We start from the raw sequence: 23,143 nt of genomic DNA on the forward strand, positions 1-23,143 counted from the left end.
ATTTCTCTGTGTGGGGCGTGGAACTGTTTTCGGTTCTCTCCGGCCGCCTGGTCGACTCGTCACATCTTCACGGGGCGATATTCGCCGATATATCGTTAAGCCTGATCGGGCCCATCGTGGGCGCGGTGCCTAGGAGGCTGTTGTGACTGGACCATTCGACTCCCATTCTCGGGGGATCTTCGGAGATTTTCGGCCCACGGTGGGAGGGTCCTCAGGTGACATCTGGGAAGCCCTCGACCAGCTGCGTGGTGCCTTCAAGAACCAGCCGGTTCCGCGAGCGGGCCGCGGCGATGTGCGCTCAGCAGTGCTTTCGCTTCTGACTGAACGCTCGATGCACGGCTACCAGATCATCCATGAGATCGACGAGCGCAGCGGAGGGGCCTGGAAGCCCAGCCCCGGTTCGATCTACCCCGCATTGCAGCTGCTGGCCGATGAGGGGCTCATCCACGCGGAGGCCGAGGGTGGACGCAAGACCTACTCGCTGACCGAGGAAGGCCGGGAGGCCGCAGAGGCGGCTGGCCCGTGGCCCGCGCAAAGCCAGAATGCTGAGACTCGTGGCCACGCCGTACGGACCCTGTCCAAATCCGGCATAGAGCTGGCCCAAGCGGCCGCCCAGGTGGGCCGCTCGGGAACTCCTGAGCAGATTCGCCAGGCGGAGAAGGAGCTGGACCAGGTACGACGTCGGCTGTATTCCATCCTCGCGCAGGACTGACCGGGTGACTGCACCTCGTGATGCTCGGCGCCGCTGCCTGCAGGGCGCCGAGTGAGCCTTTCGTCCAAGGCGCTGCGCAACCGGTACCGCCGCATCCTGCGCTTCGCCGCCCTGCACCTGATCCAGGTGTGGTGGTTCGAGCTGTTCCTGCCGAGAATCGGTCTCGCGCGATTAGCCGCCCCGGGGCGCTCGCGGCGGATGCGGCGCCTCGCGCAGCGTTTCCATGTGCTCGCCGTGGACCTCGGCGGGTTGATGATCAAGGTCGGCCAGTTCCTCTCCTCGCGCTTGGACGTGCTGCCTCCGGAGATCACCAAGGAACTGGAGGGGCTCCAGGATGAGGTCAGCCGCGTGGACTTCTCGGCCATCCAGATGGCTGCCGAGCAGGAGCTGGGGGCCCCGCTGTCGCATGTCTATTCCACCGTGGACTCGACGCCCCTGGCTGCGGCATCACTGGGCCAGGCCCACCGGGCTGTACCCACGCCTGAAGACGCTGAGATGGCAGGGTTCGGCGCCGCCGTCGTGAAGATCCAGCGCCCCGGGATCGGTGACATCGTCGACGTCGACCTCGCGGCCCTTCGACGGGTGGGCCGCTGGTTGTCGCACATTCGTCTGGTGAGCAACCGTGTCGACGCGCCTGCTCTGGTGGAGGAGTTCGCCGTCACCAGCATGGAGGAGATCGACTACCTCAACGAGGCGTCCAACGCCGAGCGCTTCGCGGCGAACTTCGCCGAGGATTCGCGCGTCGCCGTTCCCGAGGTGATGTGGGAACGCACGACGCGGCGGGTCCTCACCCTCGAAGACGTGAGCGCGATCAAGATCAACGACGTCGGACGGCTCAGAGCCGCAGGAATCGACCCATCAGAGGTTGCTCTGGAGTTCGCGAACGTGATGTTCGACCAGATCTTCACCCACGGCTTCTTCCATGCCGACCCGCATCCCGGGAACATCTTCGTCACTCCGGATCCTCCGGTTGATGGGGCCTCCGCCGGTAATGAAGGGCCAACCGGCTGGCACCTGACCTTCATCGACTTCGGCATGATGGGGGAAATCTCCGATACCCTGCGTGACGGGCTGCGCCGGGTGTTCATCGCCGCGGCCTCGCGAGATGGCAAGGGCCTGGTGGACGGGATCCAGAACGTGGGTGTGCTGCTTCCCTCGGCTGATACCGCAGAACTCGAGCGGGCGATGACCCAGCTCTTTGCCCGGTTCGGCGGCATGGGCTTCGCGGAACTCAAGGAAGTCGACCCCCGCGAATTTCGAGACTTCGCCAATGAGTTCGGTGAGCTGGTCCGCTCGCTGCCGTTCCAGCTGCCGGAGAATTTCCTGCTGATGCTGCGCACGGTCTCTCTGATCTCGGGGGTCTGCAGCACGCTGGACTCGAAGTTCAACCTCTGGGACGCCATCGAGCCCTACGCCCAGCAGCTGATCCGCGATCAGCGCGGGCCAGCGGTGCAGGACGCGGCTCGTCAGGTTGCGAACACGGCCGCGACGGCGCTCCGGCTCCCGGGTCGGTTCTCCGAGATCGCTGACCGCATCGACGACGGACGTATCGCCGTGCGCACCCCTGATCTCGACCGTCGGGTCGCCGCGCTGGAAAGGGTGGGGCGGCGAGTGATCTCCGCGGTGCTGTTCACCGGACTGGTGGTGACGGGAACACTGCTGCGCGACGAGAGCGGCCTCATCGGATACGGGCTTATGGCGGTCTCGCTACTGCCGCTGCTGCATGCAGTCTTCCCGTCCCGGAGGGCCCGCGGTTAGACCAAGGTTCACCTGGAGACTCGCCTATGATCCCCGGAGGTGACGGATGTTCGCTGGCCCGAGCTTCGGGAGGCCCGCCGACGACGCGAAGCTGCCTGCGAGAAGTTGTTCCGTGCACTGGGGTGACCTCTCAGTATCTGGTGGGCGCTTCCGACGCCAGGCCGAGAAGGGTCCGTCAACCTGTGGCTTCTTGCTGGTGACTTTTCGAAGTGTGACGTTTGAGCCAGGCGCTCATCGGTGCGGTAGAGAGCCCGTGGAGCACCACCGATGCGGTGATGGCCAGGGAGGCGTAGACGAAGATATCCGGGTTGCCGGTGTGGCGTTCAGCCAGGGTCGCGTAGAACAGGGCGGAGACCCCCACGGGAGCGAACCAGCTCAAGAAGAACGTCTCGGCACGATCATGCACGCACCTCAACAAGGGTCGCAGCGCCCAGAGGATGATCAGCCGCCGGGCCAGAATCGCCACGATGATAGTGCCTGGGGCAGCCCACCCAAGCTGAGCCCAGTCGTCAAGCGGCAGAGCGATCCCCAGGAGCATAAAGACGGGAAGGAGGAAGAGCCGATTCACGGCGTCGTCAACCTTGTCCTCTTGTGCTTCGTCCCGTTCGGGGACGACTTGGCCGAAGACGGCCGCCGCGACGAATACGGCAAGAACCCCGTCGGTTCCCAGTAGTTTTGCGGCACCAAGCGCCAGAAGTCCAAAGGGGATCACGAATGCGAGGTAAGAACTCTCCTCCATGAGCTTCTTGTTCTTCGCCAGGACAAACAACTTTGCCAGCACGTAGCCGAACAGCGCGCCGAACACCGCGGCACCAAGAACTTCCCAGAGCAGGACTTTGGTCAGCAGTTTTTGCCACGCCGTGTCGGGACCGGTCATCAATAAGACGGGCAACATCACGAACAAGTAGCCGAGTCCGTCATTGATCCCGCTTTCGGCAGAGAGGTTGAATCGCACCCTTTCGGGGACCTTCTCCTCGGCCATTGAGCCGGTGACCACCGGGGTGGTGACCACCGGGGTGGTGACCACCGGGTCAGTGGGGGTGATGATCGCGGCGATCAGCAGGGCAAGCACCAAAGGGACCCCCGCCCCTGCCCATAGGGCTCCAGTGGCGATGATCAACATTCCGACCATCCCCAGTCCGATGATGACTGTGAGCCACCTGATGCTGCGTCTCCAGTACCCATGGGGCAGCCGCAAGGCGACCCCGGTCAGTCCTACGGCTAAAGTGGCGCGAGCCGCCTGTTCCAACAGTGTCCCGGTGGGCAGTGGGAAATCTTCCATCCGCACCAGGTCGACCGCGTACGGGCCGATGAGCACGCCGAACGCCAGAGCTAGGAGTGGTCCTGGGAGGCTCAGCCGTTGCAGCAGGCTGGAGTATAAGGACAGCACCACTACTGCGCCGGTGAAGAGAGTCACTACGAGGTTCAAGTCCACGAATCTTCTCCTGGTCGTTCGAATGCAGGGTCATGTCAATGGGGTCGCGCGCTCCAGAGGTTGCTTTCCCGCGCAGGCTCAACTTTGGAAGCCAGTGCGGCGCGAGCGTCCGCCGTCAGGTTAGGATTCTTCTCAGGTTGTCTTGCTGTGACGATCAGCATCGCCGAGCGCCCAGAGAGATTAGAGTGCTGGACGCCGATGAGGGGGCTGAAGCCTGGCGCTTCATCCACGGAGACGGCCAGTGACCTCTGTTGCCATGTTTCATCAGTTTCATCTGACCCGTCTTGTCGCTGAGGGTCCGGGCACGGATGAGGAGCGGATTCTCTGAGTGTTCACCCCTTGGGCGCGGAGACTCAACCCCCTACGCTAAACGCAGCCCCGCGTGTTGTTCCCGCCCACCAGTAGCCGCTCACCCAAGGTATCCGCTCACACCAGGAGGAGGACGCGTGGCCACAAGCCCAAAGACGTCAACGAAGCAGCAGCGAGGGCAAGACTCCGGGGAGGAGGCGCATCACGTGGGGCCCGTCCGAGCCCGCGTCCACAAGATCCAGCACGTGGTGCAACGTCCGGGATTCCTCACCGATGTGCTGCAGAGTCTCAAGTCCGTGATCGCTGCCACCGGCGCATGGTGGTTCTCCGTCTCAGTGCTGGAATCCGAGATCCCGTTTCTCGCTCCCTGGACTGCGCTGTTGACCGTCCACGCAACAGTCCATCGTTCTCTGGCACGGGGCGTGCAGACAACGGTCGCCTCCACCATTGGTGTCGGGCTTTCCTTCGCGATCGGCTACTTCCTTGGCGTCAGTCTGTGGACCTTCGCCCTTGCCCTGATCGTTGGGCTCACCGTCGCCCGGATGCCCTGGATCCGCGATGAGGGAATCTCGATCGCCACCACAGCGATCTTCGTGCTCGGCAGTGGCTTCGACGGTCAGGAGCCCCTGTTAGACGATCGGATCCTCGAAGTTGCCGTGGGCGTCGCTGCTGGCATCGTGGCCAACCTGTTGATCGTTCCGCCGCTGGCAGACAAACAGGCTGGGCGCTACGTGGACAGCATCAACAAGCGCATGGGCAGCCTCCTGACCCGGATCTCAGAGGAGTCCTCGGACTCCTGGGAGACTGACAGGGCTGACTCATGGTTCGAAGAGGCTGAATCGATGAGCCGTGAGCTCGATTCTGCCTGGAGAGTCGTTCGCTTCGCCAGGGAATCGCGCCGCTCTAACCTGCGCGCGCATGGGAGAAGCACGAGCCGCGAACAGAGTCGGGGGAGTTCTCACAAGGTCGACTACGGGGAGATCCTTGAACGCGCTGACGAGGGCATCTCGCATCTGCGACATCTGACCCGCACACTGCGCGAGGCGACTTACTCTGAAGGTGATTGGGATCGTCGTTTCCGGGAACGCTGGGCTGAAGTCGTAGCCGATGTGGGTCTAAGGATCTCCGATCCCGACGCCGAGGTCGCGCCTCTGCACGAGAGCCTGGAGTCGTTGTCTGCCGAGATGTCCGAGGATCATAAGTTGCCGAGAACGTCTTGGCCTGTCTACGGCTCTCTGATCGCCAGCGTGCGCCACATCGTGGTCGTCGTCGATGATGTCGCCTCGGCACGTGAAGCCCGCGAGGGAGCACCCGGGACGCATGGAGCTTCCCTGTAGTGGGTGGCCGGCGGTGGTTCTCTCGAGGAATGACGGGTTGAGATGCCGTCCTACGCGGCTCCTGAGGCCGGGGTGATGGGCACCATTCCCACTGTGACGGTGAACTTCTACACCCATGACATGGGCGCTCTAGCTGATGAAGAGATCGACACGACGCAGCGGCCAACTGAACGGGAGGATCTAATCCTCATGTGCTTAGGTGGTTCAGAAGGTGAGAGTTTACGGTTGCCGGTGCTGCTTCCGAGCGAGACGCTCGCGACGGTGCCACTGGGGGCAACCAGAGACTATCCATGCCGACAGGTAGAAGCCGACCGATATGAAGGTGCGCCATGACCGCCAGCTCGATCTCATCCGTCCAGAACCCACTTCCGAAGGCCACCTTGGCAGAGACTGCCCAGGTGCTCCGAGACGTGCAGGGACCGATGGTCGCCAAGGGGCCGATCATCAGGCGCCCGAAGGTGGTGGCCGCTTCGGAGCGCTTCGACCTGGACGGCCGGGGCGTCCGACGGGTGCAGGTCTTGTCCGACAAATACGGACGCGGACCGCTGATGTTGAACATCCCGGGCCGCAACATGGCGCTGATCCTCGACCCTGACGACGTCCACCGGGTGCTCGAGGACTGTCCCGAGCCCTTCGCCACCGCCGAGACGCTTAAGACGCACGCGCTCAAGCACTTCGAGCCCAAGGTCGCGCTCATCTCCCACGGTGCCGAGCGCACCCAACGCCGTCGCCTCAACGAACACACCCTCGACCACGGTCACCCGATCCACCAGATGGCGGCGATGTTCATGCCCGTGGTGGAGCAGGAGGCGGAGGCCCTGCTGGAGGAGGTGCGCGCAGCCGGCGGCGTACTGGAGTACGACGCCTTCCTCGATGCGTGGTTCCGGATTGTGCGACGCGTCGTCCTGGGTGACTCTGCGCGGGAGAATACCGAGCTGACCGAGCTGACCGAGAAGCTTCGCGCGGACGGCAACTGGGCCTTCCTCAAACCCGTGGACAAGACCGGGCGGGCCGCCCTGCTGGCGCAGATGCAGCAGGCGTTGGACCGAGCGGAACCGGGCAGCCTCGCGGCCTTCATGACGCAGCAGCCCCAGGGCTCCGAGGCGGAGCCGGCTCAGCAGATCCCGCAGTGGCTCTTTGCCTTCGACCCCGCGGGGATGGCCACCTTCCGCGCGCTTGCGCTTCTGAGCGCTCACCCCCAGACTCTCGACGCCGTCAAGCACCAGATCCGCGAGGAGCAGCAGGAGACCGCACCGCTGCTCCCGCTGCTGCGCTCTACGGTCCTGGAATCGCTGCGACTCTGGCCCACCACACCGATGATCCTGCGCGAGACCACGACCGAGGTGGAGTTCGCCAATGGGGTGATGCCCGCCGGGACCTCCGTGCTGATCTTCGCGCCGTTCTTCCACCGTGATGAGCGCCAGCTGGACTTCGCGCACCGCTTCGCCCCGGAGCTCTGGGAGCGCCCACGCACCCGCGAAGACTGGCCGCTGGTGCCCTTCAGCGCAGGGCCGGGTCTGTGCCCCGGGCGGCATCTGGTCCTGCTGTTGACGTCAAAGTTCATGGCAGAGATCCTCAGCCGCGCGTCGCTTCAGTTGGAGTCCCACTCCTTGGACCCAGAGAATCTGCCCTCGCTGCTGAACAACTTTGGACTACGTTTCCGGGCGAACTGACGCGAGAACGATCGATACCAGCCGTAGAGACCTCGACTGGGCGGGGGAGCTATCAGCTGGGCGGAGCAACAGCTCCGAGAAACTCTCAGTGCGTATAGCTCCGTGGTCCAGCACTGCCTGGCCACGCTGCCCCACACGGACCCCAGTGCCCTTTCTGGCCGTGACGGCGCGTAGCTGCGCTGTTGCGTAACTGCGATATGCCGGGCTACGCGGCATGTGAGTTGAGGGCTCCCTGAGCGCGCGTTGAGTCCTCAACCAATGCATGAACGATTGCAAAGCGATCGTCCAACGGGCGGTGGGACAGGCCTGGATTAAGCACGATGGAACGATCCTCCATATCTGAAACTTGCCGTCGCGCATATCTTGCGGGTGACCTCCAGATCAGGATCTCAGTGGACCCGCGATCGCCATCCTCTGGCCCGGGGCGCTCATGTGGGCCGCCAGCGCAGCAGCCCCCACCTGCCATGATGCGTCTGCGTGTGTGCCGCTCAATCCGCCCCGTTAAGGTTCCTTGCCACAACTACTGCCGTTGAGGAACCTACCGTAAGGTAAGGGTTAGCCAGGCGTCAGTGGCACGGTCCTGCTTCGCTCGTGACCACGCACACTCCCCTCGAAACCAGGACCGGCCAGAAGCTCGCGTTGCTAAAGTAGTGGGCCACGATGCAGAGGAGGTTCCATGTCGGAGAACCTGACAGATGCGGTGATGCACATCGGTGAGCTCGCCGAACGCACCGGTCTGTCTCTGCGCACCATCCGCCATTACGGCGATATCGGCCTGCTGCCAGCCACCAGCCGCACCGAAGGTGGGTTTCGTGTCTACACCGAAGCCGACCAGGCCCGGCTCCAACGCATCAACTACCTCAAGCCCCTGGGCTTCAGCCTCGAAGAGATCGCTGAGGTCGTGGGACTCCTGGACCTGGAGTCCCTCACGGCAGATCAGCGCAAGGAAGCCGAAGTAGCTCTGCAACGAGTTACGCGGGAACGTCAGAAGCTCGCAGCTTATCTGAAGCAAGCTGAGCACATCGTCGAGGACCTCGAAGGCAAACTGCGCCACTGAGACCTTCCTCACATCATTTGCAACTCTACTCTTACGTAAGGGTAGAGTTGGTGTAGGCCGCGCGAGCATGACCGCTCGGACTCCTCATTCTTTTAGCGCGCACCGCTGCGCGCACACTCGCAGACCTTGAACCCGGGCACTCTTGTGTCCACAACGCCGAACGGAGATTCATGGCCGCCTCCACTGTCGCGCCACACGCTGAGCTCACTCCGGAAGAACGCCAATCCGTCTTCCGCACCCTGAAGTCTCCACGACTGCTCAAGACCGAGATCCTGGCAGGACTGGTCGTGGCGCTCGCGCTGATCCCGGAGGCCATCGCCTTCTCACTGATCGCGGGCGTGGACCCACGCATCGGACTCTTCGCCTCCTTCACGATGGCGGTGTCTATTGCCTTCCTCGGCGGTCGCCCGGCGATGATCTCCGCCGCCACGGCCGCCACTGCGCTCGTAATCGCCCCGCTGGTGGAGAGTCACGGTCTCAACTATTTCATCGCCGCGGTGATCCTGGCCGGTGTGTTCCAGGTGATCATGGGCGTCATCGGCGTGGCGAAGGTGATGCGATTCATCCCGCGCTCGGTCATGGTCGGCTTCGTCAACGCTCTGGCGATCCTGATCTTCACGTCGCAGTTCCCTGATCTCATCGATGTCCCGTGGCTGGTGTACCCGCTGGTGGCACTCGGGCTGGTGGTCATCTACCTGCTGCCACGGATCACCAAGATCGTGCCAGCCCCGCTGGTCTCCATCGTGCTGCTGACCGTCCTCGCGGTCGTGTTCGCATTGAACGTCCCGACCGTGGGTGACAAGGGCGAGCTGCCGCAGTCCATCCCGTCGCTGTTCATCCCAGATGTCCCTTTCACCATGGAGACCTTCCAGATCATCGCGCCCTACGCGCTGGGTATGGCGGCTGTGGGTCTGCTTGAGTCGCTGATGACTGCCAAGCTGGTCGATGATGTCACCGACACCCGCTCCGGCAAGGTCCGCGAATCCTGGGGCCAGGGCGTCGCCAACGTGATCAGCGGTTTCTTCGGCGGCATGGGCGGCTGCGCCATGGTCGGCCAGACCATGATCAACGTGAAGGCCTCCGGGGCCCGTACCCGTATCTCGACCTTCATGGCCGGCGTCTTCGTCCTGTTCCTGGCCGTGGCGCTGGGTGACATCGTGGCGATGATCCCGATGGCCTCACTGGTCGCGGTGATGATCTTCGTCTCGGTCGCCACCTTCGACTGGCACAGCATCAAGCCCTCCACGCTGAAGATGATGCCCAAGTCCGAGACCACGGTCATGCTGATCACGGTGATCGCGACCGTCTGGACACACAACCTGGCGATCGGTGTGGGACTCGGCGTGCTGACGGCCTTCGTCCTCTTCGCCCGCCGGGTGGCTCACCTGGCGACGGTGGAGCGTCGGATCGAGCAGCACTTCGGTGAGGAGATCGCGAAGTATGAGGTCATCGGGGAGTTGTTCTTCGCCTCCTCGAATGATCTCTACACCCAGTTCAACTACGCGGAGGATCCCGATCACATCGTGATCGACATGTACGGGTCACACGTCTGGGATGCCTCGACGGTGGCTTCCCTGGACGCGATCACCGAGAAGTATTCCAAGTACGGAAAGCACGTGGAGATCTCCGGTCTCAATACCGCCAGTCAGGCGCTGCACGATCGGATGACCGGTAACCTCGGTGCAGGTCACTGAGCAAGGGTCACTTGTCGGTGAACTCCCCTCGAACGGACTGTGTGGAAGCCCCGTGCCTGCAGTGACTGTCAGGCGCCGGGCTTCCACGCGGTCTGCTAGGCGATGTTTGCCTCGAGAAGAAGAGGACTCATGAAGACGAAGATGATCACTGCGCTGGCAGCCTCAGCTTTGCTGGCTCTCACCGGCTGCGATGCCGAGTCCGGCCCGGCCAGTGAACCCGAACCCGGGGAACAGGTCGAGAGCACGCCACCGGTCCTCGAAAGCGATACCGGCCCAGCAGATGACGACGTAGAAGACATCGAGAACGACGAAGAGTCGGCCAACTAAGCCCAAAGCTGGTGCACCGGGAGACCCCGTTAGCCCCTCACGGAGCAAGACGGAATGGCCGTCCTGCAGGTGGTGCTTTCCCCGAGCTGAGAACGAAGCGCGTCACCGAACTACGGCGACGGGGCACTGCGAATGCTCGAGAACTGCGTGGCTCACTGATCCCATGATGAGCGTGCTGAGCGGGCTGCGCCCGCGAGTGCCGGTGACGAGAAGGTCGGCTTCCCGGCTTGCCTCAGCGAGTTTCTCGGATGCAATGCCCCGAACATGCTCGATCTCCAAAGGAACGTCATTCAGACGCGCCTCGGCGAGCACCTGATCAACTTGTCCGTCTGTGTGGCCGTCGTGCTTGCTTTGGACATGCATGGCGAGGATACGCCCGCCGGTATCTCGGGCATGTCGCACGGCGAACTCCAACGCGTGTTTGCTCGGCTCGGAGCCGTCTATCCCGACCACGATGAGACCAGCGCGGGGAGTATACGGCTCACGAACTACGACGACCGGACCGGCGGCCTGGCGGGTAACGTGCTGGCTTACAGAGCCGTACACCATGCTCTGGAGCGGGCCATGCGTTCGCGAACCGAGCACAGTGAGGTACGCATGCTTACTTTCACGCACGAGGGCCTCACCCGGAGCATTGAGTACATTGGTGACTGAAGTCTGAGGGGCCTTCGCATCAGCGAGCAGCTGGTTTAACTCATCGGTGACATGACCCGCCCGGAGGTGCTGAGGCACCTCAGCTGCTCCCCGCACATGCAGTGCTGAGACAATCACCTGGAGAGGGCGAGACAGTTCAGCGGCAATATTGTCGGCCCAGGCCAGAGCGATTTTGCTGTGTTCTGATCCGCCATAGCCGAGGACAATTGCTCCTTCTGGTGTCATCATGAGCCGACCCTAACATGACGTGAGTGTTCGAAGGATTCAGTGAGCGCGCTTCAACGGACCTCTTTCCCGCTTGAAGACTTACTGTCAGAGTTCTGGTCCGTCTCAGTGTTCTCTTGGGCGTGCCGGTGCCCGTAAGCCGGTCGTCTTGCAGGCATTCATCGTCCGGTTGAGGATTCGCTGCCCGCAGAAGGATGCACAAATGACTCGACGTATCAGGCGGGGTGAGTCACTGGAGGAATCCAGTAGTCTGCGGCTATGAATGACGGGGGGCGGGACGCGCGGAATCGCACTATCCAGGCGGGAGTGGTGGGGTTCATTGTTATGGCCGGGTATGCAGTGGTCGGGGCCCTGCAGATCCTCGTGTGGAACCCGCTGGCCGCCGTGCCCGGGGCAACGCTCAGTGAGATTAACTCGGAGCTCGCGCAGGCGAACGAGACCCTAGCCGCACCACTGGTCATGGCATGGGCCGTTATCGGGGTGCTGTTGGCCGCAGCGGTCCTCCTTGCGGCATTGCTTGGCTCCATCCCCCGGGTGCGGGTAGTCGTCACGATGAACGTGCTGATACTCGTGTTGGCTGTACCTGCGCATTGGATCGCATCGTTCCCGGCCGGCATGGGGATAGCCGACACCTTCGCAACGACTGGGGCAGATCATGCGCCCTGGGGCATGGTGCTTTACGCCTTGAGCGCCGCCGCGCTGGTGGTCCTTTTCGTGATCCTGCTAGTGGATGGACTTACAGGCAAGATCGGACGTCAGAACACCGGCGAGTAAAAGAGGCGGGGCCCCCGTGCGTCCTCACCGATTCTGTCGGCATTCGCTGGGGCCGAGGCGTCCGTGGTTGAACCTTGGGGGCATCCGAGGTTCTTCCTACGAAGACCTCGTCAGTAGCTGGCTGCTGTTCCTTGGGCACCGCACGGCAAGACTGGCGCGCTTCAGTTGGCGCCCGTCAGGGATGAGGTCGCTTCGACGCCTTTAGGGGCTCAGCACGCGACCGCGGAACGCTTGCCGGTAGGACGCGGGGCTGGTGCCAAGCGTCCGTTGAAAGTGATGCCGAAGGAGGACTGCGTGTCCGAAGCCGGCCTCGCGAGCAATCTCATCGATGCTGAGCTGACTGTCTTCGAGCAGGGTCTGCGCTCGGAGGATGCGTTGAGACGTGATCCACGAGGCCGGTGTCGTGCCGGTCGCGGCGCGAAAGCGACGCGCGAAGGTGCGATCAGACATGTGCATGCGCTGAGCCAGTTCTGTGATGGAGAACTGCTTGTCCACGTTCTCGCTGAGCCAGACCAGGAGCTCTTCCATCGGGTCGCCGGTGCGTATCGGCACCGGCCGGTCGATGTACTGCGCCTGGCCGCCGTCTCGGTGGGGCGGAACCACCATCCCTCGGGCGATCGCGGTGGCAGCTTTCGCTCCAAACTCTTCGCGGACCAGATAGAGGCAGGCATCGATACCCGCAGCCGTTCCTGCGCTGGTGATGATATTTCCATCTTCTACATACAAGACGTCCTCATCGACGTCGATGTTGGGATACTCCGCAGCGAGCTGCTGAGAGTACTTCCAGTGGGTCGTCGCTTTGCGTCCATCGAGTAGCCCAGCCTCGGCCAGGGCAAAAGCCCCCGAGCATACCGAAAGAATGCGGGCGCCCCTGTCATTGGCAGCCTGCAGCGCATCGGCGACGGAGGATGGAAGAGGTGTTCCTCGGGAGTACGGAGCCATGACTACGAGATCCGCGTCTTGCACGGCTGAGAGGTCGTGTTCGATGCTCACAGAGACCCCAGCGTTCGTCGCCATGAGGCCTGGCACAGCAGTGCAGGTGGTGAACTCGAACGCGGGAAGTCCCACGTTCAGGGCTGAGCGGTCGATCCCGAACACCTCACCCACCACGCCGAACTCAAAGAGGGAGAGTGTGGGAACAGCGATGACAGCTACTGACTTCATCATGACAAGAGTATGGCAGAAAATTATCGTAACCGGTCATTTCTGCCACTGTTCCTTGGGCTTCAGGAGTTCGATGATGAAGACCTCGAACTCCTCGCCGCCGCGGCAGTTGACACCGTTGCCGCCGGCGTCGTCCCGAGAGAGGTCGCCTATCGAAAGGAATATGATGCTGTCACTGCTGCCCGTGGTCCTCACGATTGCTGTCTTCGCGTATATCGGCAGGTCCTCGGTGCCTGCCCGGGAGCGTCTCCCCGTCACGACCTGGGATTTCAAGGACCTGTTTCGCAATGTGCGGAGGGGGCTGGACCTCTGCTCTGCGCGGACGCCGCTGGGAAGGGTGATGGATGGTCCGACCCATATGACGGTGATCGATTGAGAGTCAGCCATCAGTAGTGCCCTGTGTCCATGAACTGTGTGCCGATATCGTGCACGAGACCGATGATGGGGCGCGCACTGGACTCTAACTGATCTCTATACCGGCAGGGCAGGCCTTCAGCCCGGCGCTCGGGTCTCGGCGGATTGCATCTGGGGACGCGGTCCGTGCCCGATCGGCGATCTGCTCCCGGGTCTTCTGGGAATTGAGTCCGGCCTCTTGCAGAGTTGCTGCCAACGCCGGGTTCAGCCCCGAGGGACTCCAGCGTCAAAAGCTGAAGTACGGAACTGAACGATTCAGTGTGGAGGCCCATGCACGACTCCGTAGTGATCCAGGCGTGAGCCTCGACGGCTGGGACGCCGCGATGCTGGCCCGGGGCAGTGTCGTCGGGACCGTGAGTAGACAAGTGGTCGGGTTCTCGGACGTGAGCCCTGACGGATGCGTAGACATGCTTTCGTCGCGCCGAAGTTCCTGCGACGCGGGGTGGCAAGTGCGCTGCTTGCCTATTGCGAGGAGCGAACGCGTGAGGGTCCAGTCACAGACTGAGTGGTTTTTGGCGTGGATCGCATGGACGGATTTCGGTAGGTGAACCAGAGCGTCCCCAGTGGAAGACTGATGAAATGATCTCGAATCTGCTGCTTCCCGCGCCGATGTCCGTCAGAAGCGGCACCTTGGCTCTCCGGCGAGCACGTCACGATGACCTGGTGGGACTTATGGCCCTTCTCGCCGACGATGCAATCAGCGCCGGACGAGGTGACCGTGCCGTCTCCAGCGACGCTGATCTATACGAGAGCGCACTCCTGGAGTTGATGGCAGACCGCTCCAACGAGATTCTGGTGGTTGTCGGTGAGGATGACTATCCGTTGGCCACGATGCAACTTACGAGGATCCCAGGCATGGCCCGTAGGGGCTCGACACGCCTCTTGATCGAAGCGGTCAGAGTTGCCGGTGAGTCCCGGTCAAGCGGCATCGGTACCGCGATGATGAAGTGGGCGCTTGAGGTGGCTGCTCCAGCAGCCAGCGCCTCCCTGGTGCAACTCACATCAGACTCACAAAGGACGGAGGCCCACAGGTTCTACGAGCGGCTGGGATTTGTGGGTTCCCACCGCGGATTCAAATTTCAGATCGAGTAACCGCAAGTCGGCGTCGCGCCCGCACTCGTCCCTAGGCGAACCAGAGGAATATCTCCACTGTTCGCAAAGTTGAGTATGATGGACTCAAGTTTAGAATCGCTGGCCGGCAGTCAGCGCTATCACGCACTGGGAGGGGCAGACATGGACGTCAAACTCACGACCAAATCACAGGAGGCGGTCTCGGCCGCCGCGATGAACGCCAACACCGCGAGCAATCCGCAGGTGGAGCCCGCACACATCCTCAAGGCGCTCATGGATCAGCGGGAGTCCATGGCGGTCGCCCTGCTCAAGGCCGCAGGCGCAGACCCCGACGCCGTGAGCACGCGCGCCTCAGCCATCATCAAGTCATTGCCGGCCACCAGCGGGGACTCCGTAGCCGCCCCGCAGTTCTCCCCGGCCGGGCTCAGTGTCATCAAGGCCGCCCAAGCGCAGGCTGAGGACTTCGGCGACGACTTCGTCTCCACCGAGCACCTGCTGATCGGCGCAGCTTCCGACGCCGGCCCCACCGGCAAGGCGCTCGCCGAAGCCGGCGCCACGATCCAGGCACTCAAGGCCGAGCTCCCCGGCCTGCGCGGAGACCGCAAGGTCACCACCCCGGACCCGGAGAACTCCTTCCAGGCGCTGGAGAAGTACGGCACCGACATGACCGAGATCGCCCGCTCCGGCAAGCTGGATCCGGTGATCGGTCGTGATTCCGAGATCCGCCGCGTCGTCCAGGTGCTCTCACGCCGCACCAAGAACAATCCGGTCCTGATCGGTGAGCCCGGGGTCGGCAAGACCGCCGTCGTCGAGGGCCTGGCGCAGCGCATGGTCGCCGGTGACGTCCCCGAGTCCCTGCGCGAGAAGACGCTGATCTCGCTGGACCTCGGCGCGATGATCGCCGGGGCGAAGTACCGCGGTGAATTCGAGGAGCGGCTCAAGGCAGTGCTCGAAGAGATCAAGGCTGCCGAGGGGCGGATCGTGACCTTCATCGACGAGATCCACACCGTGGTCGGCGCCGGTGCCTCGCAGGGCTCCATGGATGCCTCCAACATGCTCAAGCCGATGCTGGCCCGCGGTGAGCTGCGGCTGATCGGCGCCACCACGCTGAACGAGTACCGCGAGAACATCGAGGCCGACGCCGCCCTGGAGCGTCGCTTCCAGCAGGTCTACGTGGGCGAGCCATCCGTGGCCGACGCGATCGCGATTCTGCGTGGGATCAAGGAACGCTACGAGGCGCACCACAAGGTCGGCATCGCGGACAACGCCCTGGTCGCCGCGGTCACCCTCTCTGACCGCTATATCAGCGGCCGCCAGCTCCCGGATAAGGCCATCGACCTGATCGACGAGGCTGCGTCCCGGCTGCGCATGGAGATCGACTCCGCCCCGGTGGAGATCGATGAGCTGCGCCGCGTGGTGGACCGGCTCACCATGGAAGAACTCGCCCTGGCGAATGAGACCGACCCGGGCTCCGCCGAGAGGCTGCAGTCCCTGCGCGGTGACCTCGCGGACAAGCGAGAGGAGCTCGCTGAGCTCACTGCCCGCTGGGAAGCTGAGAAGGGTGAGCTCAACCGTGCCGGTGAGCTGCGCGTGAAGCTCGACGAGCTGAAGTCCGCCGCCGAACGCGCTCAGCGTGACGGCGATCTGGCCGAGGCCTCACGTCTGCTCTACGGCGAGATCCCGCAGGTGGAGAAGGATCTGGCCGCCGCGGAGGAGGAGGATGCCTCCACTCCGGCTCCGGAGAAGAAGATGGTTGCCGATGAGGTCGACGCCGACGGCATCGCCGGGGTCATTGCCGCGTGGACCGGTATCCCGGCCGGCCGGTTGCTGCAGGGCGAGACCGAGAAGCTGCTGACGATGGAAGACCTCATCGGCTCCCGGCTGATCGGTCAGACCAAGGCCGTGACGGCGGTCTCCGATGCCGTCCGCCGCGCGCGCACCGGCGTCGCGGACCCGGACCGGCCCACCGGCTCCTTCATGTTCCTGGGCCCCACCGGCGTGGGCAAGACCGAGCTGGCCAAGGCGCTCGCGGAGTTCCTCTTCGACGACGAACGCTCCATGGTCCGGATCGACATGTCGGAGTACTCGGAGAAACACTCGGTGTCCCGTCTGGTCGGAGCGCCCCCAGGGTATGTGGGCTATGACGAAGGTGGCCAGCTCACTGAAGCAGTCCGGCGTCGTCCGTATTCGGTGATCCTGCTCGATGAGGTGGAGAAGGCGCATCCCGAGGTCTTCGACATCCTTCTGCAAGTCCTCGACGACGGCCGGCTGACCGATGGCCACGGCCGCACCGTGGACTTTCGCAATGTGGTGCTGATCATGACCTCGAACATGGGCTCTCAGTTCCTGGTCGATCAGACGCTGGAGCCGAGGCTCAAGGAGCAGCGGGTCATGGACGTGGTGCACGCTTCCTTCAAGCCTGAGTTCCTCAACCGGCTCGATGACATCGTGATGTTCGATCCGCTCTCCATGGAGCAGCTCAGCGGCATCGTGGAGCTGCAGATCAAACTGCTGCAGGACCGCATGACGGCGCGCAGGCTCACCCTGGAGGTCACCGAGGCTGCCCGGGACTGGCTGGCTTTCACCGGCTATGACCCGGCCTATGGCGCTCGGCCGCTGCGCCGGCTGGTGCAGCGCGAGATCGGCGATCAGCTCGCCCGCGCGCTGCTCTCCGGCGAGGTGGAGGATGGAGACACTGTGTTGGTGGACCGCGAGGAGCTCACCCTGGACGGTGAATCGATGCACGGACTCACGGTGTCCAAGAAGCCGGTGAACGGTCCGCTGCTTCTGGACAGCTGAACCCTCATGGTCAGTTGAGTTCTCCGGTCGGTACGTAGTGACCGGACAACTCAACCAGCCTGGAGAATTGGGCGAAGCGGGGGTAGCTCCCGTGGTGGCTTCAATGCTCGACGTCGTAGATGGCCTTCATGACTCCGTTGGCGTAGTGCGCCGCCTCGCGCAGGGTCAGTTTCTTCGCCGGCCGGTCCTCCGCAGTGAACAGGCGCTTTCCGGCTCCCAGCAGCACGGGATAGATGAGCAGGTTGTATCGATCGATCAACCCGGCGTCCAGCAGACTGCGCGCCAGAGCGGCGCTGCCGTGGATGAAGATCGCGCCGCCGTCGTCTTGTTTGAGCGCGGCGACATCATCGGTGGAGCGCAGCAGCGTGATGGACCCCCAGCCATCGATCAATGAGCTCTCGTCCAGACTGGTGGAGGTCACGTATTTCGGCAGCTCTTTGAACGCGACGTGATCTTCGGAGTCGCGCCAGACCGGCGCGAAGTACTCGTAACTGCGACGGCCGAACATCAGCGCCGTCGTTTCATCCAGCTCTTCTTCCTTGAGCGAGAAGGCCTCAGGAATGAACTTGGTGTCGAGCACCCACCCGCCGCTGCGGTGGCCCTCGATGGTGCCACCCGGTGAATCCACGACGCCATCGACCGACATGAAACCTGTCCACACCAATTCCCGGGACATGTGACCTCCTCTTCTGAGAAGGCTGAGTATGCACGAGGCCTTTCGAGGATGTCACGGGGCGAGGGCCCTGAAGTTCAACCCCTCCACTGGGGCAGTTGAGTTCTCCGGTCGGTACGTAGTGACCGGAGAACTCAACCACCCAGGAGAGTCAGAGAAGCAGGCCTTCGCGGGCGAGGAGCGCCCGTTTGGTCCCGGTGCCGCCGAAGCCGTATCCGCCGATCCCGCCGTCGGAGCGGATCACCCGGTGGCACGGCACCGCGAAGGCGACCAGGTTGTTCGCGCAGGCACTCGCCGCGGCCCGGTGGGCCAGCGGCCGGCCCGCCATCTGGGCGAGCTCCGCATAGGAGACCGTCTCCCCGGCGGGGACCTCGCGCATCGCAGCCCAGACGTCCTGCCGGTATTCCGAGCCCGGCTGCACCACGGGGATCTCATCCAGCGCGGTGTGCTCACCGGCGGCATAGGCTGCCACGGCCTCGGCCACCTTGCCGGTGCTGGCGGGAAGGGGCTTCATCTCCCGGGCGGCAGTGGAGGGGGCCAGCAACTCCAGCCGATCCATCAGCTGCTCCAGCACTCGGCCGATCGCGGCCACCTCGGGCTCGTCGTCGAGCGCCTGGGCCAGTGAGGCGGCGCGGATGGTCTCGTCCTCGGGGGAGTAGATCACCACGATCGCGCCCAGGCCCTCAAGGGACGCCGAGCACCAGCGGAGTTCGGGCAGGTTGGACTCCGGCGGGAGTGGCGCATCAGTCATAGAGCGAATTCTCCACCGCCCGGCCAGCCAGGTCCACCTGGGCAGCGGACCTGTGGAGGAGCGGAACAGAGTGCGCCCTCGCGGCGTTGAAGCAGAAGACTGATCCTGGGAAAGTCTCGCCGCTGTGTGATCGTGATGACCTCCAGCGGACATTCGACGACGGAGTAGGGCCAGTCATGTTAACCTAGTGAGCACGAACTACTTTTAAACAGCTGATCCCGCGATGAGCCCTGCCCGGCGTCGTAGAGGACACGAGAAGACAGAGGGGGTCTCGCTTATGGGGCGTGGCCGTCAGAAGGCGAAAGCTACGAAGCAGGCTCGGGAGATCAAGTACTACACTCCGGACACCGACCTGACCGCTCTCGAGAGGGAGCTCGCCAAGACCCGCGGTGACGTGGACACTCCAGTCCGATCGCGACCGGATGCTGAAGAGCGCAGCAGCAGCTTTGACCCGTACGAGGATAAGTACGGGCGCTGACCCGTGACTGAGCCCACCTCTGAGGCCTTCACGAAGCCTGTCGAGAACGCGCACAGAGCAGCGCTGCGTTCCATCGCTCGAGTCGTCGAGGACACCGCCGAGCCGCAGCCGGACGAGGTTGCACGGGAAGGCATCCGCGCGATGCTGGACTCCGGCAACGTCCTTGTCGTCACCGGCGCAGGCGTCTCCACCGACTCCGGCATACCTGACTATCGCGGTCCCCAGGGCTCCCTGCACCGGCACCGCCCGATGACCTACCAGGAGTTCCAGCATGACCCCGCGGCGCGCCGTCGCTATTGGGCTCGCGGGTTTGTGGGCTGGCGTCAGATGCACCGCGCTGATCCGAATGAAGCGCATTCACTCCTTGCGAAGTGGCAGTCGGACGGCCTGATCAGTGGGCTGATCACCCAGAACGTCGACGGTCTCCACCGCGCCGCCGGTTCAGATCCGGTGATCGCACTCCATGGCGACATGGACTCGGTCATCTGTCTGAACTGCGGCAACCGCGAGACGCGCTCCTCCATGGACTCCCGGCTGCAGGAGGCAAACCCCGGCTACGCCGAGGCTGCCTTCGCCGCCGCGGAGAACGTCAACCCCGACGGCGACGTCACCCTGGATCAGTCCTGGGTGGAGAAGTTCCACATGATTACCTGCCTGGTCTGCGGCTCGGACAGGCTGAAGCCCGACGTCGTCTACTTCGGCGAATCCGTCCCCGCCGAGCGCAAGGCCGCGGTGGATGAGCTGGTCACCGCTTCCTCCGCACTTCTGGTCGTGGGCAGCTCCATGGCGGTGATGAGCGGGTTCAAGATCGCACTCACCATGCACCAGTCGAACCGCGCGATCGGTGTGATCAATGGCGGACCGTCCCGCGCAGACGCGAAGGCTGATTGGCGCTGGCGCACCCGCATCACTCCCGCGCTGGAAGAGCTCGACGCGCTTCTGCACTGACCTGGAAGGATTCCGCGAGGTAGTTACTTTACCGTACGTATAGTATAGTAACTCCGGTGATGACCCTTCCTTCTTTGCATGCCTCGCTCGGCCACACGCTCACCGCGTGGCAGCGCTGGACCATGCTCGCCATCGTCTCCTCGGCCCTGCTGCTGATCGCCCTGGACAACACGATCCTCTACACCGCGCTGCCCACGCTCACCGCGGAGCTCGGGGCCTCGTCGTCGGCGCAGCTGTGGATCATCAATGCGTATCCGCTGGTCATCGCCGGGCTGTTGCCCGGCTCCGGCGCGCTGGGGGACCGGTTCGGGCATAAGCGCATCTTCCAGGTCGGGCTCGGAATCTTCGGTGTGGCCTCGACACTGGCGGCGTTCTCCGGCAGCTCCGAGATGCTCATCGCCTCCCGTGCTCTGCTGGCCGTGGGAGCCGCCGCGATGATGCCCGCGACGCTCGCGCTGATCCGGCTCACCTTCGCCGTGGAGCGGGAGCGTAACCTCGCCATCGCCATCTGGGCCGCCGTCGCCACGGTGGGCATGGCGCTGGGGCCCATCGTCTCCGGGGTGCTGCTGGAGTTCTTCTGGTGGGGCTCGGTCTTCCTGGTCAACGTGCCGATCGTCGTCGCCGCGCTGGTGCTGATGCTCGTGGTGGGTCCGGCGAACATCGCCAATCCACGCCGCCGCTGGGACTGGCTGTCCTCCGCGCAGGTCATGGTCGGGCTCACCGCCGCCGTGCTGGCCATCAAGACCATCGCCGCGACCCCGGTGAACTGGCCGCTCTTCCTGATCTCCGCGGTGGTCGCCGTCGTCCTGCTCACCGTGTTCGGCCGGAGGCAGGTGCGGCTCAACCGCACCTCCGAGCCGCTGGTGGACTTCACCATCTTCCGCAACCGCGGGTTCAGCGGCGGCGTCATCGCCGCCGGGGCCAGCATCTTCGCCATCGTCGGCGTCCAGCTCGGCACCACTCAGCGCTTCCAGCTGGTGGAGGGCTTCAGCCCGCTCGACGCCGGCCTGATCGTCTCGGCGCTGGCCGTGGGCTCCATGCCCTTCGCGCTCTTCGGCGGCGCGATCCTGCACCGCTCCGGCCTGCTCACGCTGATCGGCGGCGGCATGGCACTTGCAGCCGTGGGCGCGGGTGGAGCCATCTTCGCCACACTCGAGGATTCCCTGCTCTGGCTGGTGATCAGCTTCGGTGTGCTCGGCGCCGGACTGGGCGCTTCCATGTCGGTGGCCTCCACCGCGATCATGGGCAACGTCCCGCCGCGCCGCGCCGGAATGGCCGCCTCCATCGAGGAGGTCTCCTACGAGTTCGGCGGACTCGTCGGCGTGGCCCTGCTGGGCAGCCTGATCACCTTCGTCTACACCCGGGTGCTGGTCCTGCCCGCCGGCACAGAGGAGTTCAGCGGCCAGGCCCCGGCAGCGGTGCTTGAATCCGGGAACGCTCCCGCGATGGCGGCGGCCGCCGAGGCCTTCGACACCGCTTATCTTGCGGTGCTGATCGGCGTCGCCGTGGTCATGCTGCTCGCCACGATCGCCTCAGGCTGGATGCTGCGCCGGTACACTCCGGGCAGCGAATCCCAGGCCTACCCCGGAAACCACTGAGCGGAGACCCAGCACTGTGCGCCCCTCCAAACGTCACGAGATCCTCGACGCCGCGACCCGTGTGGTCCAGCGCGACGGCGTGACCACGCTGACCTACGAATCCGTGGCCGCAGAGGCCGGGATGACCAAGGGTGGGCTGCTCTACCACTTCCCCTCCCGGGAGGAGCTGCTGCTGGAACTGCACCGTCACGTGGCGGCGCAGTGGGAGCGGTCCCTGGAGGCGCAGGCGGGCGGGACTGCAGATGAGCTCACTTGGGATGAACGCTTCCGGGCCTTCGTTCGGCTCTCGCAGAATCCCGACCGCGCCGAGCTGCTGCTCATGCTGGAGGCCTCCGAGGACCCGGTGGCCAACGCTGCCTGGGATGAGGTCTACGCTCGTTGGGCCCCGCAGCCGCCGGCGCCCCCGGAGTCTCAGGACCAGGCCGACGACGACGCCGCGGAAGCCGCCGCGGTCCAGCGCTTCATCGCGCGGCTCGCCGCGGACGGGCTGTGGTTCTACGAGGCGCTCTCCACTGAAGGCCTGGATGTGCGGATGCGCGAGCGAGTCACGGAGGAGATCATCGCGCTGGCGCAGAGAGCTGAGGCGCTGGCGGCGTCGAGCGGTGATGACCCTGCGGCCCGCAGCGCCGACTCCACCGAGTAGTCTCTTTCAGTGGCGATTCTCTCTCTGATCTTCTTCGTGATGGCCGGCGCCGGCACTCCGGGGCCGAACAACACCATTGTGATGGCCTCCGGTGCCGCCTACGGGTTCAAGCGCACCCTGCGCGCGATCCTCGGCGTGAATGTCGGCTTCCCGTCCATGGTGCTGCTGGTCGGGATCGGGCTGGGTCAGGTGCTCGATCAGTGGCCGGTCATCTTGGACATCCTGCGCCCGATCGGCATCCTCTACCTGCTCTGGCTCGCGTTCAAGATCGCCACGGGACCCACGGACCTGCGGCTCAAGCAGGAGGCCAAGCCACCCGGGTTCGTGCAGATGGCGCTGTTCCAGTTCGTGAATCCCAAAGCGTGGACCCTCTCCGTGGCGGCGCTGAGCACCTTCACCGGCTTCTGGGACTCCTTCCTGGCGGAGGTCGCCGTGATCGCCCTGGTGGCCGTGTGCTTCGGCGCTCCCTTCACCGTGGCCTGGACGCTGCTCGGCGTCGGCGCCGGCAAGGTGATCTCCCAGCCGAAGCACATGCTCATCTTCAACGTGGTGATGGCGGTCCTGCTGGTCATCTCGGTGGTCCCCGCGATGATCGACACCTGGCAATCCCTGCCCCTGTAGTCTTGCCAGCCTCCTGCGCACCGCAGAC

Annotated in this window: 21 protein-coding genes; 15 read left to right on the plus strand and 6 right to left on the minus strand. The window is 64.1% G+C overall.

Going from position 1 to position 23,143, the window contains the following annotated elements; all coding sequences use genetic code 11:
• The first annotated feature begins 142 nt into the window (after positions 1-142).
• Positions 143-712 carry a PadR family transcriptional regulator gene (locus IY716_RS09215; protein WP_369699652.1) on the plus strand — a complete coding sequence of 190 codons (570 nt, stop codon included), beginning with the start codon at positions 143-145 and terminating at the stop codon, positions 710-712.
• Positions 713-763: 51 nt separating this feature from the next.
• Positions 764-2,470, plus strand: a complete 1,707-nt coding sequence (locus tag IY716_RS09220) for an ABC1 kinase family protein (RefSeq protein ID WP_369699653.1) — start codon at positions 764-766, stop codon at positions 2,468-2,470.
• A 175-nt stretch (positions 2,471-2,645) separates the two neighbouring features.
• Here the strand turns inward: IY716_RS09220 and IY716_RS09225 are convergent, their stop codons facing one another.
• Complete coding sequence (locus tag IY716_RS09225) at positions 2,646-3,905, minus strand: cation:proton antiporter (RefSeq protein ID WP_218221229.1); 1,260 nt, start codon at positions 3,903-3,905, stop codon at positions 2,646-2,648.
• 446 nt (positions 3,906-4,351) lie between these two features.
• On the opposite strand from IY716_RS09225, the gene IY716_RS09230 reads away from it, so the two are divergent.
• The 5 genes from IY716_RS09230 (at position 4,352) to IY716_RS09250 (ending at position 10,302) form a co-directional block, all read left to right on the plus strand.
• On the plus strand, positions 4,352-5,551 hold the full coding sequence (locus IY716_RS09230) for an aromatic acid exporter family protein (protein WP_369699654.1): 1,200 nt from the start codon (positions 4,352-4,354) through the stop codon (positions 5,549-5,551).
• A 329-nt stretch (positions 5,552-5,880) separates the two neighbouring features.
• The gene (locus IY716_RS09235) at positions 5,881-7,224 is read left to right on the plus strand and encodes a cytochrome P450 (protein ID WP_218221231.1); all 1,344 of its coding nucleotides are present in this window, start codon (positions 5,881-5,883) and stop codon (positions 7,222-7,224) included.
• Between the two features lie 676 nt (positions 7,225-7,900).
• Complete coding sequence (locus IY716_RS09240; RefSeq protein WP_255316485.1) at positions 7,901-8,281, plus strand: MerR family transcriptional regulator; 381 nt, start codon at positions 7,901-7,903, stop codon at positions 8,279-8,281.
• A 170-nt stretch (positions 8,282-8,451) separates the two neighbouring features.
• Positions 8,452-9,975: a SulP family inorganic anion transporter gene (locus IY716_RS09245; RefSeq protein WP_218221232.1), complete on the plus strand. Its 1,524-nt coding sequence runs from the start codon at positions 8,452-8,454 to the stop codon at positions 9,973-9,975.
• Between the two features lie 129 nt (positions 9,976-10,104).
• Positions 10,105-10,302, plus strand: a complete 198-nt coding sequence (locus IY716_RS09250) for a hypothetical protein (protein WP_218221233.1) — start codon at positions 10,105-10,107, stop codon at positions 10,300-10,302.
• A gap of 102 nt (positions 10,303-10,404) precedes the next feature.
• On the opposite strand, the gene IY716_RS09255 is transcribed toward IY716_RS09250, so the two are convergent.
• Entirely contained in the window at positions 10,405-11,184 is a 780-nt protein-coding gene (locus IY716_RS09255) for a universal stress protein (RefSeq protein ID WP_218221234.1), read from the minus strand.
• A 255-nt stretch (positions 11,185-11,439) separates the two neighbouring features.
• Here IY716_RS09255 and IY716_RS09260 point away from each other — a divergent pair, with 255 nt between their 5' ends.
• Positions 11,440-11,955, plus strand: coding sequence for a hypothetical protein (locus IY716_RS09260; RefSeq protein WP_255316486.1), 516 nt, complete (start codon positions 11,440-11,442; stop codon positions 11,953-11,955).
• Positions 11,956-12,156: 201 nt separating this feature from the next.
• On the opposite strand, the gene IY716_RS09265 is transcribed toward IY716_RS09260, so the two are convergent.
• On the minus strand, positions 12,157-13,122 hold the full coding sequence (locus tag IY716_RS09265) for a helix-turn-helix domain-containing protein (RefSeq protein ID WP_218221235.1): 966 nt from the start codon (positions 13,120-13,122) through the stop codon (positions 12,157-12,159).
• 33 nt (positions 13,123-13,155) lie between these two features.
• Positions 13,156-13,506 (minus strand): hypothetical protein, encoded by a 351-nt coding sequence (locus tag IY716_RS09270; RefSeq protein WP_218221236.1) that lies wholly within the window; start codon positions 13,504-13,506, stop codon positions 13,156-13,158.
• 606 nt (positions 13,507-14,112) lie between these two features.
• On the opposite strand from IY716_RS09270, the gene IY716_RS09275 reads away from it, so the two are divergent.
• Positions 14,113-14,625 (plus strand): GNAT family N-acetyltransferase, encoded by a 513-nt coding sequence (locus IY716_RS09275; RefSeq protein WP_218221237.1) that lies wholly within the window; start codon positions 14,113-14,115, stop codon positions 14,623-14,625.
• Positions 14,626-14,766: 141 nt separating this feature from the next.
• On the plus strand, positions 14,767-17,403 hold the full coding sequence (gene clpB / locus IY716_RS09280; RefSeq protein WP_218221238.1) for an ATP-dependent chaperone ClpB: 2,637 nt from the start codon (positions 14,767-14,769) through the stop codon (positions 17,401-17,403).
• 100 nt (positions 17,404-17,503) lie between these two features.
• Here clpB and IY716_RS09285 read toward each other — a convergent pair whose 3' ends face one another.
• Together IY716_RS09285 and IY716_RS09290 are read right to left on the minus strand one after the other, a co-directional pair.
• Positions 17,504-18,079: a dihydrofolate reductase family protein gene (locus IY716_RS09285; protein WP_218221239.1), complete on the minus strand. Its 576-nt coding sequence runs from the start codon at positions 18,077-18,079 to the stop codon at positions 17,504-17,506.
• 148 nt (positions 18,080-18,227) lie between these two features.
• Positions 18,228-18,827, minus strand: a complete 600-nt coding sequence (locus IY716_RS09290; protein ID WP_218221240.1) for a methylated-DNA--[protein]-cysteine S-methyltransferase — start codon at positions 18,825-18,827, stop codon at positions 18,228-18,230.
• 277 nt (positions 18,828-19,104) lie between these two features.
• Between IY716_RS09290 and IY716_RS09295 the strand changes: the two genes are divergently transcribed.
• The 5 genes from IY716_RS09295 to IY716_RS09315 are packed head-to-tail and all read left to right on the plus strand — an operon-like array spanning position 19,105 to position 23,115.
• Entirely contained in the window at positions 19,105-19,305 is a 201-nt protein-coding gene (locus tag IY716_RS09295) for a DUF3073 domain-containing protein (protein WP_218221241.1), read from the plus strand.
• Between the two features lie 3 nt (positions 19,306-19,308).
• Positions 19,309-20,253 (plus strand): Sir2 family NAD-dependent protein deacetylase, encoded by a 945-nt coding sequence (locus tag IY716_RS09300; RefSeq protein WP_218221242.1) that lies wholly within the window; start codon positions 19,309-19,311, stop codon positions 20,251-20,253.
• A 59-nt stretch (positions 20,254-20,312) separates the two neighbouring features.
• Entirely contained in the window at positions 20,313-21,851 is a 1,539-nt protein-coding gene (locus IY716_RS09305; RefSeq protein WP_255316487.1) for an MFS transporter, read from the plus strand.
• A gap of 16 nt (positions 21,852-21,867) precedes the next feature.
• Positions 21,868-22,494 carry a TetR/AcrR family transcriptional regulator gene (locus IY716_RS09310; protein ID WP_218221243.1) on the plus strand — a complete coding sequence of 209 codons (627 nt, stop codon included), beginning with the start codon at positions 21,868-21,870 and terminating at the stop codon, positions 22,492-22,494.
• Positions 22,495-22,503: 9 nt separating this feature from the next.
• Complete coding sequence (locus IY716_RS09315; RefSeq protein ID WP_218221244.1) at positions 22,504-23,115, plus strand: LysE family translocator; 612 nt, start codon at positions 22,504-22,506, stop codon at positions 23,113-23,115.
• The last annotated feature ends 28 nt before the right edge of the window (positions 23,116-23,143 follow it).

This window comes from Nesterenkonia sp. Act20 (assembly GCF_019173455.1).
GTDB lineage: Bacteria > Actinomycetota > Actinomycetes > Actinomycetales > Micrococcaceae > Nesterenkonia.

What these genes read in the sequence shown, in the direction of transcription:
- IY716_RS09235 (WP_218221231.1), top strand. Translation starts at nt 5,881, where the DNA reads ATGACCGCCAGCTCGATCTCATCCGTCCAGAACCCACTTCCGAAGGCC.
- IY716_RS09240 (WP_255316485.1), top strand. Translation starts at nt 7,901, where the DNA reads ATGTCGGAGAACCTGACAGATGCGGTGATGCACATCGGTGAGCTCGCC.
- IY716_RS09245 (WP_218221232.1), top strand. Translation starts at nt 8,452, where the DNA reads ATGGCCGCCTCCACTGTCGCGCCACACGCTGAGCTCACTCCGGAAGAA.
- IY716_RS09250 (WP_218221233.1), top strand. Translation starts at nt 10,105, where the DNA reads ATGAAGACGAAGATGATCACTGCGCTGGCAGCCTCAGCTTTGCTGGCT.
- IY716_RS09255 (WP_218221234.1), bottom strand. Translation starts at nt 11,184, where the DNA reads ATGATGACACCAGAAGGAGCAATTGTCCTCGGCTATGGCGGATCAGAA.
- IY716_RS09260 (WP_255316486.1), top strand. Translation starts at nt 11,440, where the DNA reads ATGAATGACGGGGGGCGGGACGCGCGGAATCGCACTATCCAGGCGGGA.
- IY716_RS09265 (WP_218221235.1), bottom strand. Translation starts at nt 13,122, where the DNA reads ATGATGAAGTCAGTAGCTGTCATCGCTGTTCCCACACTCTCCCTCTTT.
- IY716_RS09270 (WP_218221236.1), bottom strand. Translation starts at nt 13,506, where the DNA reads ATGGCTGACTCTCAATCGATCACCGTCATATGGGTCGGACCATCCATC.
- IY716_RS09275 (WP_218221237.1), top strand. Translation starts at nt 14,113, where the DNA reads ATGATCTCGAATCTGCTGCTTCCCGCGCCGATGTCCGTCAGAAGCGGC.
- clpB (WP_218221238.1), top strand. Translation starts at nt 14,767, where the DNA reads ATGGACGTCAAACTCACGACCAAATCACAGGAGGCGGTCTCGGCCGCC.
- IY716_RS09285 (WP_218221239.1), bottom strand. Translation starts at nt 18,079, where the DNA reads ATGTCCCGGGAATTGGTGTGGACAGGTTTCATGTCGGTCGATGGCGTC.
- IY716_RS09290 (WP_218221240.1), bottom strand. Translation starts at nt 18,827, where the DNA reads ATGACTGATGCGCCACTCCCGCCGGAGTCCAACCTGCCCGAACTCCGC.
- IY716_RS09295 (WP_218221241.1), top strand. Translation starts at nt 19,105, where the DNA reads ATGGGGCGTGGCCGTCAGAAGGCGAAAGCTACGAAGCAGGCTCGGGAG.
- IY716_RS09305 (WP_255316487.1), top strand. Translation starts at nt 20,313, where the DNA reads ATGACCCTTCCTTCTTTGCATGCCTCGCTCGGCCACACGCTCACCGCG.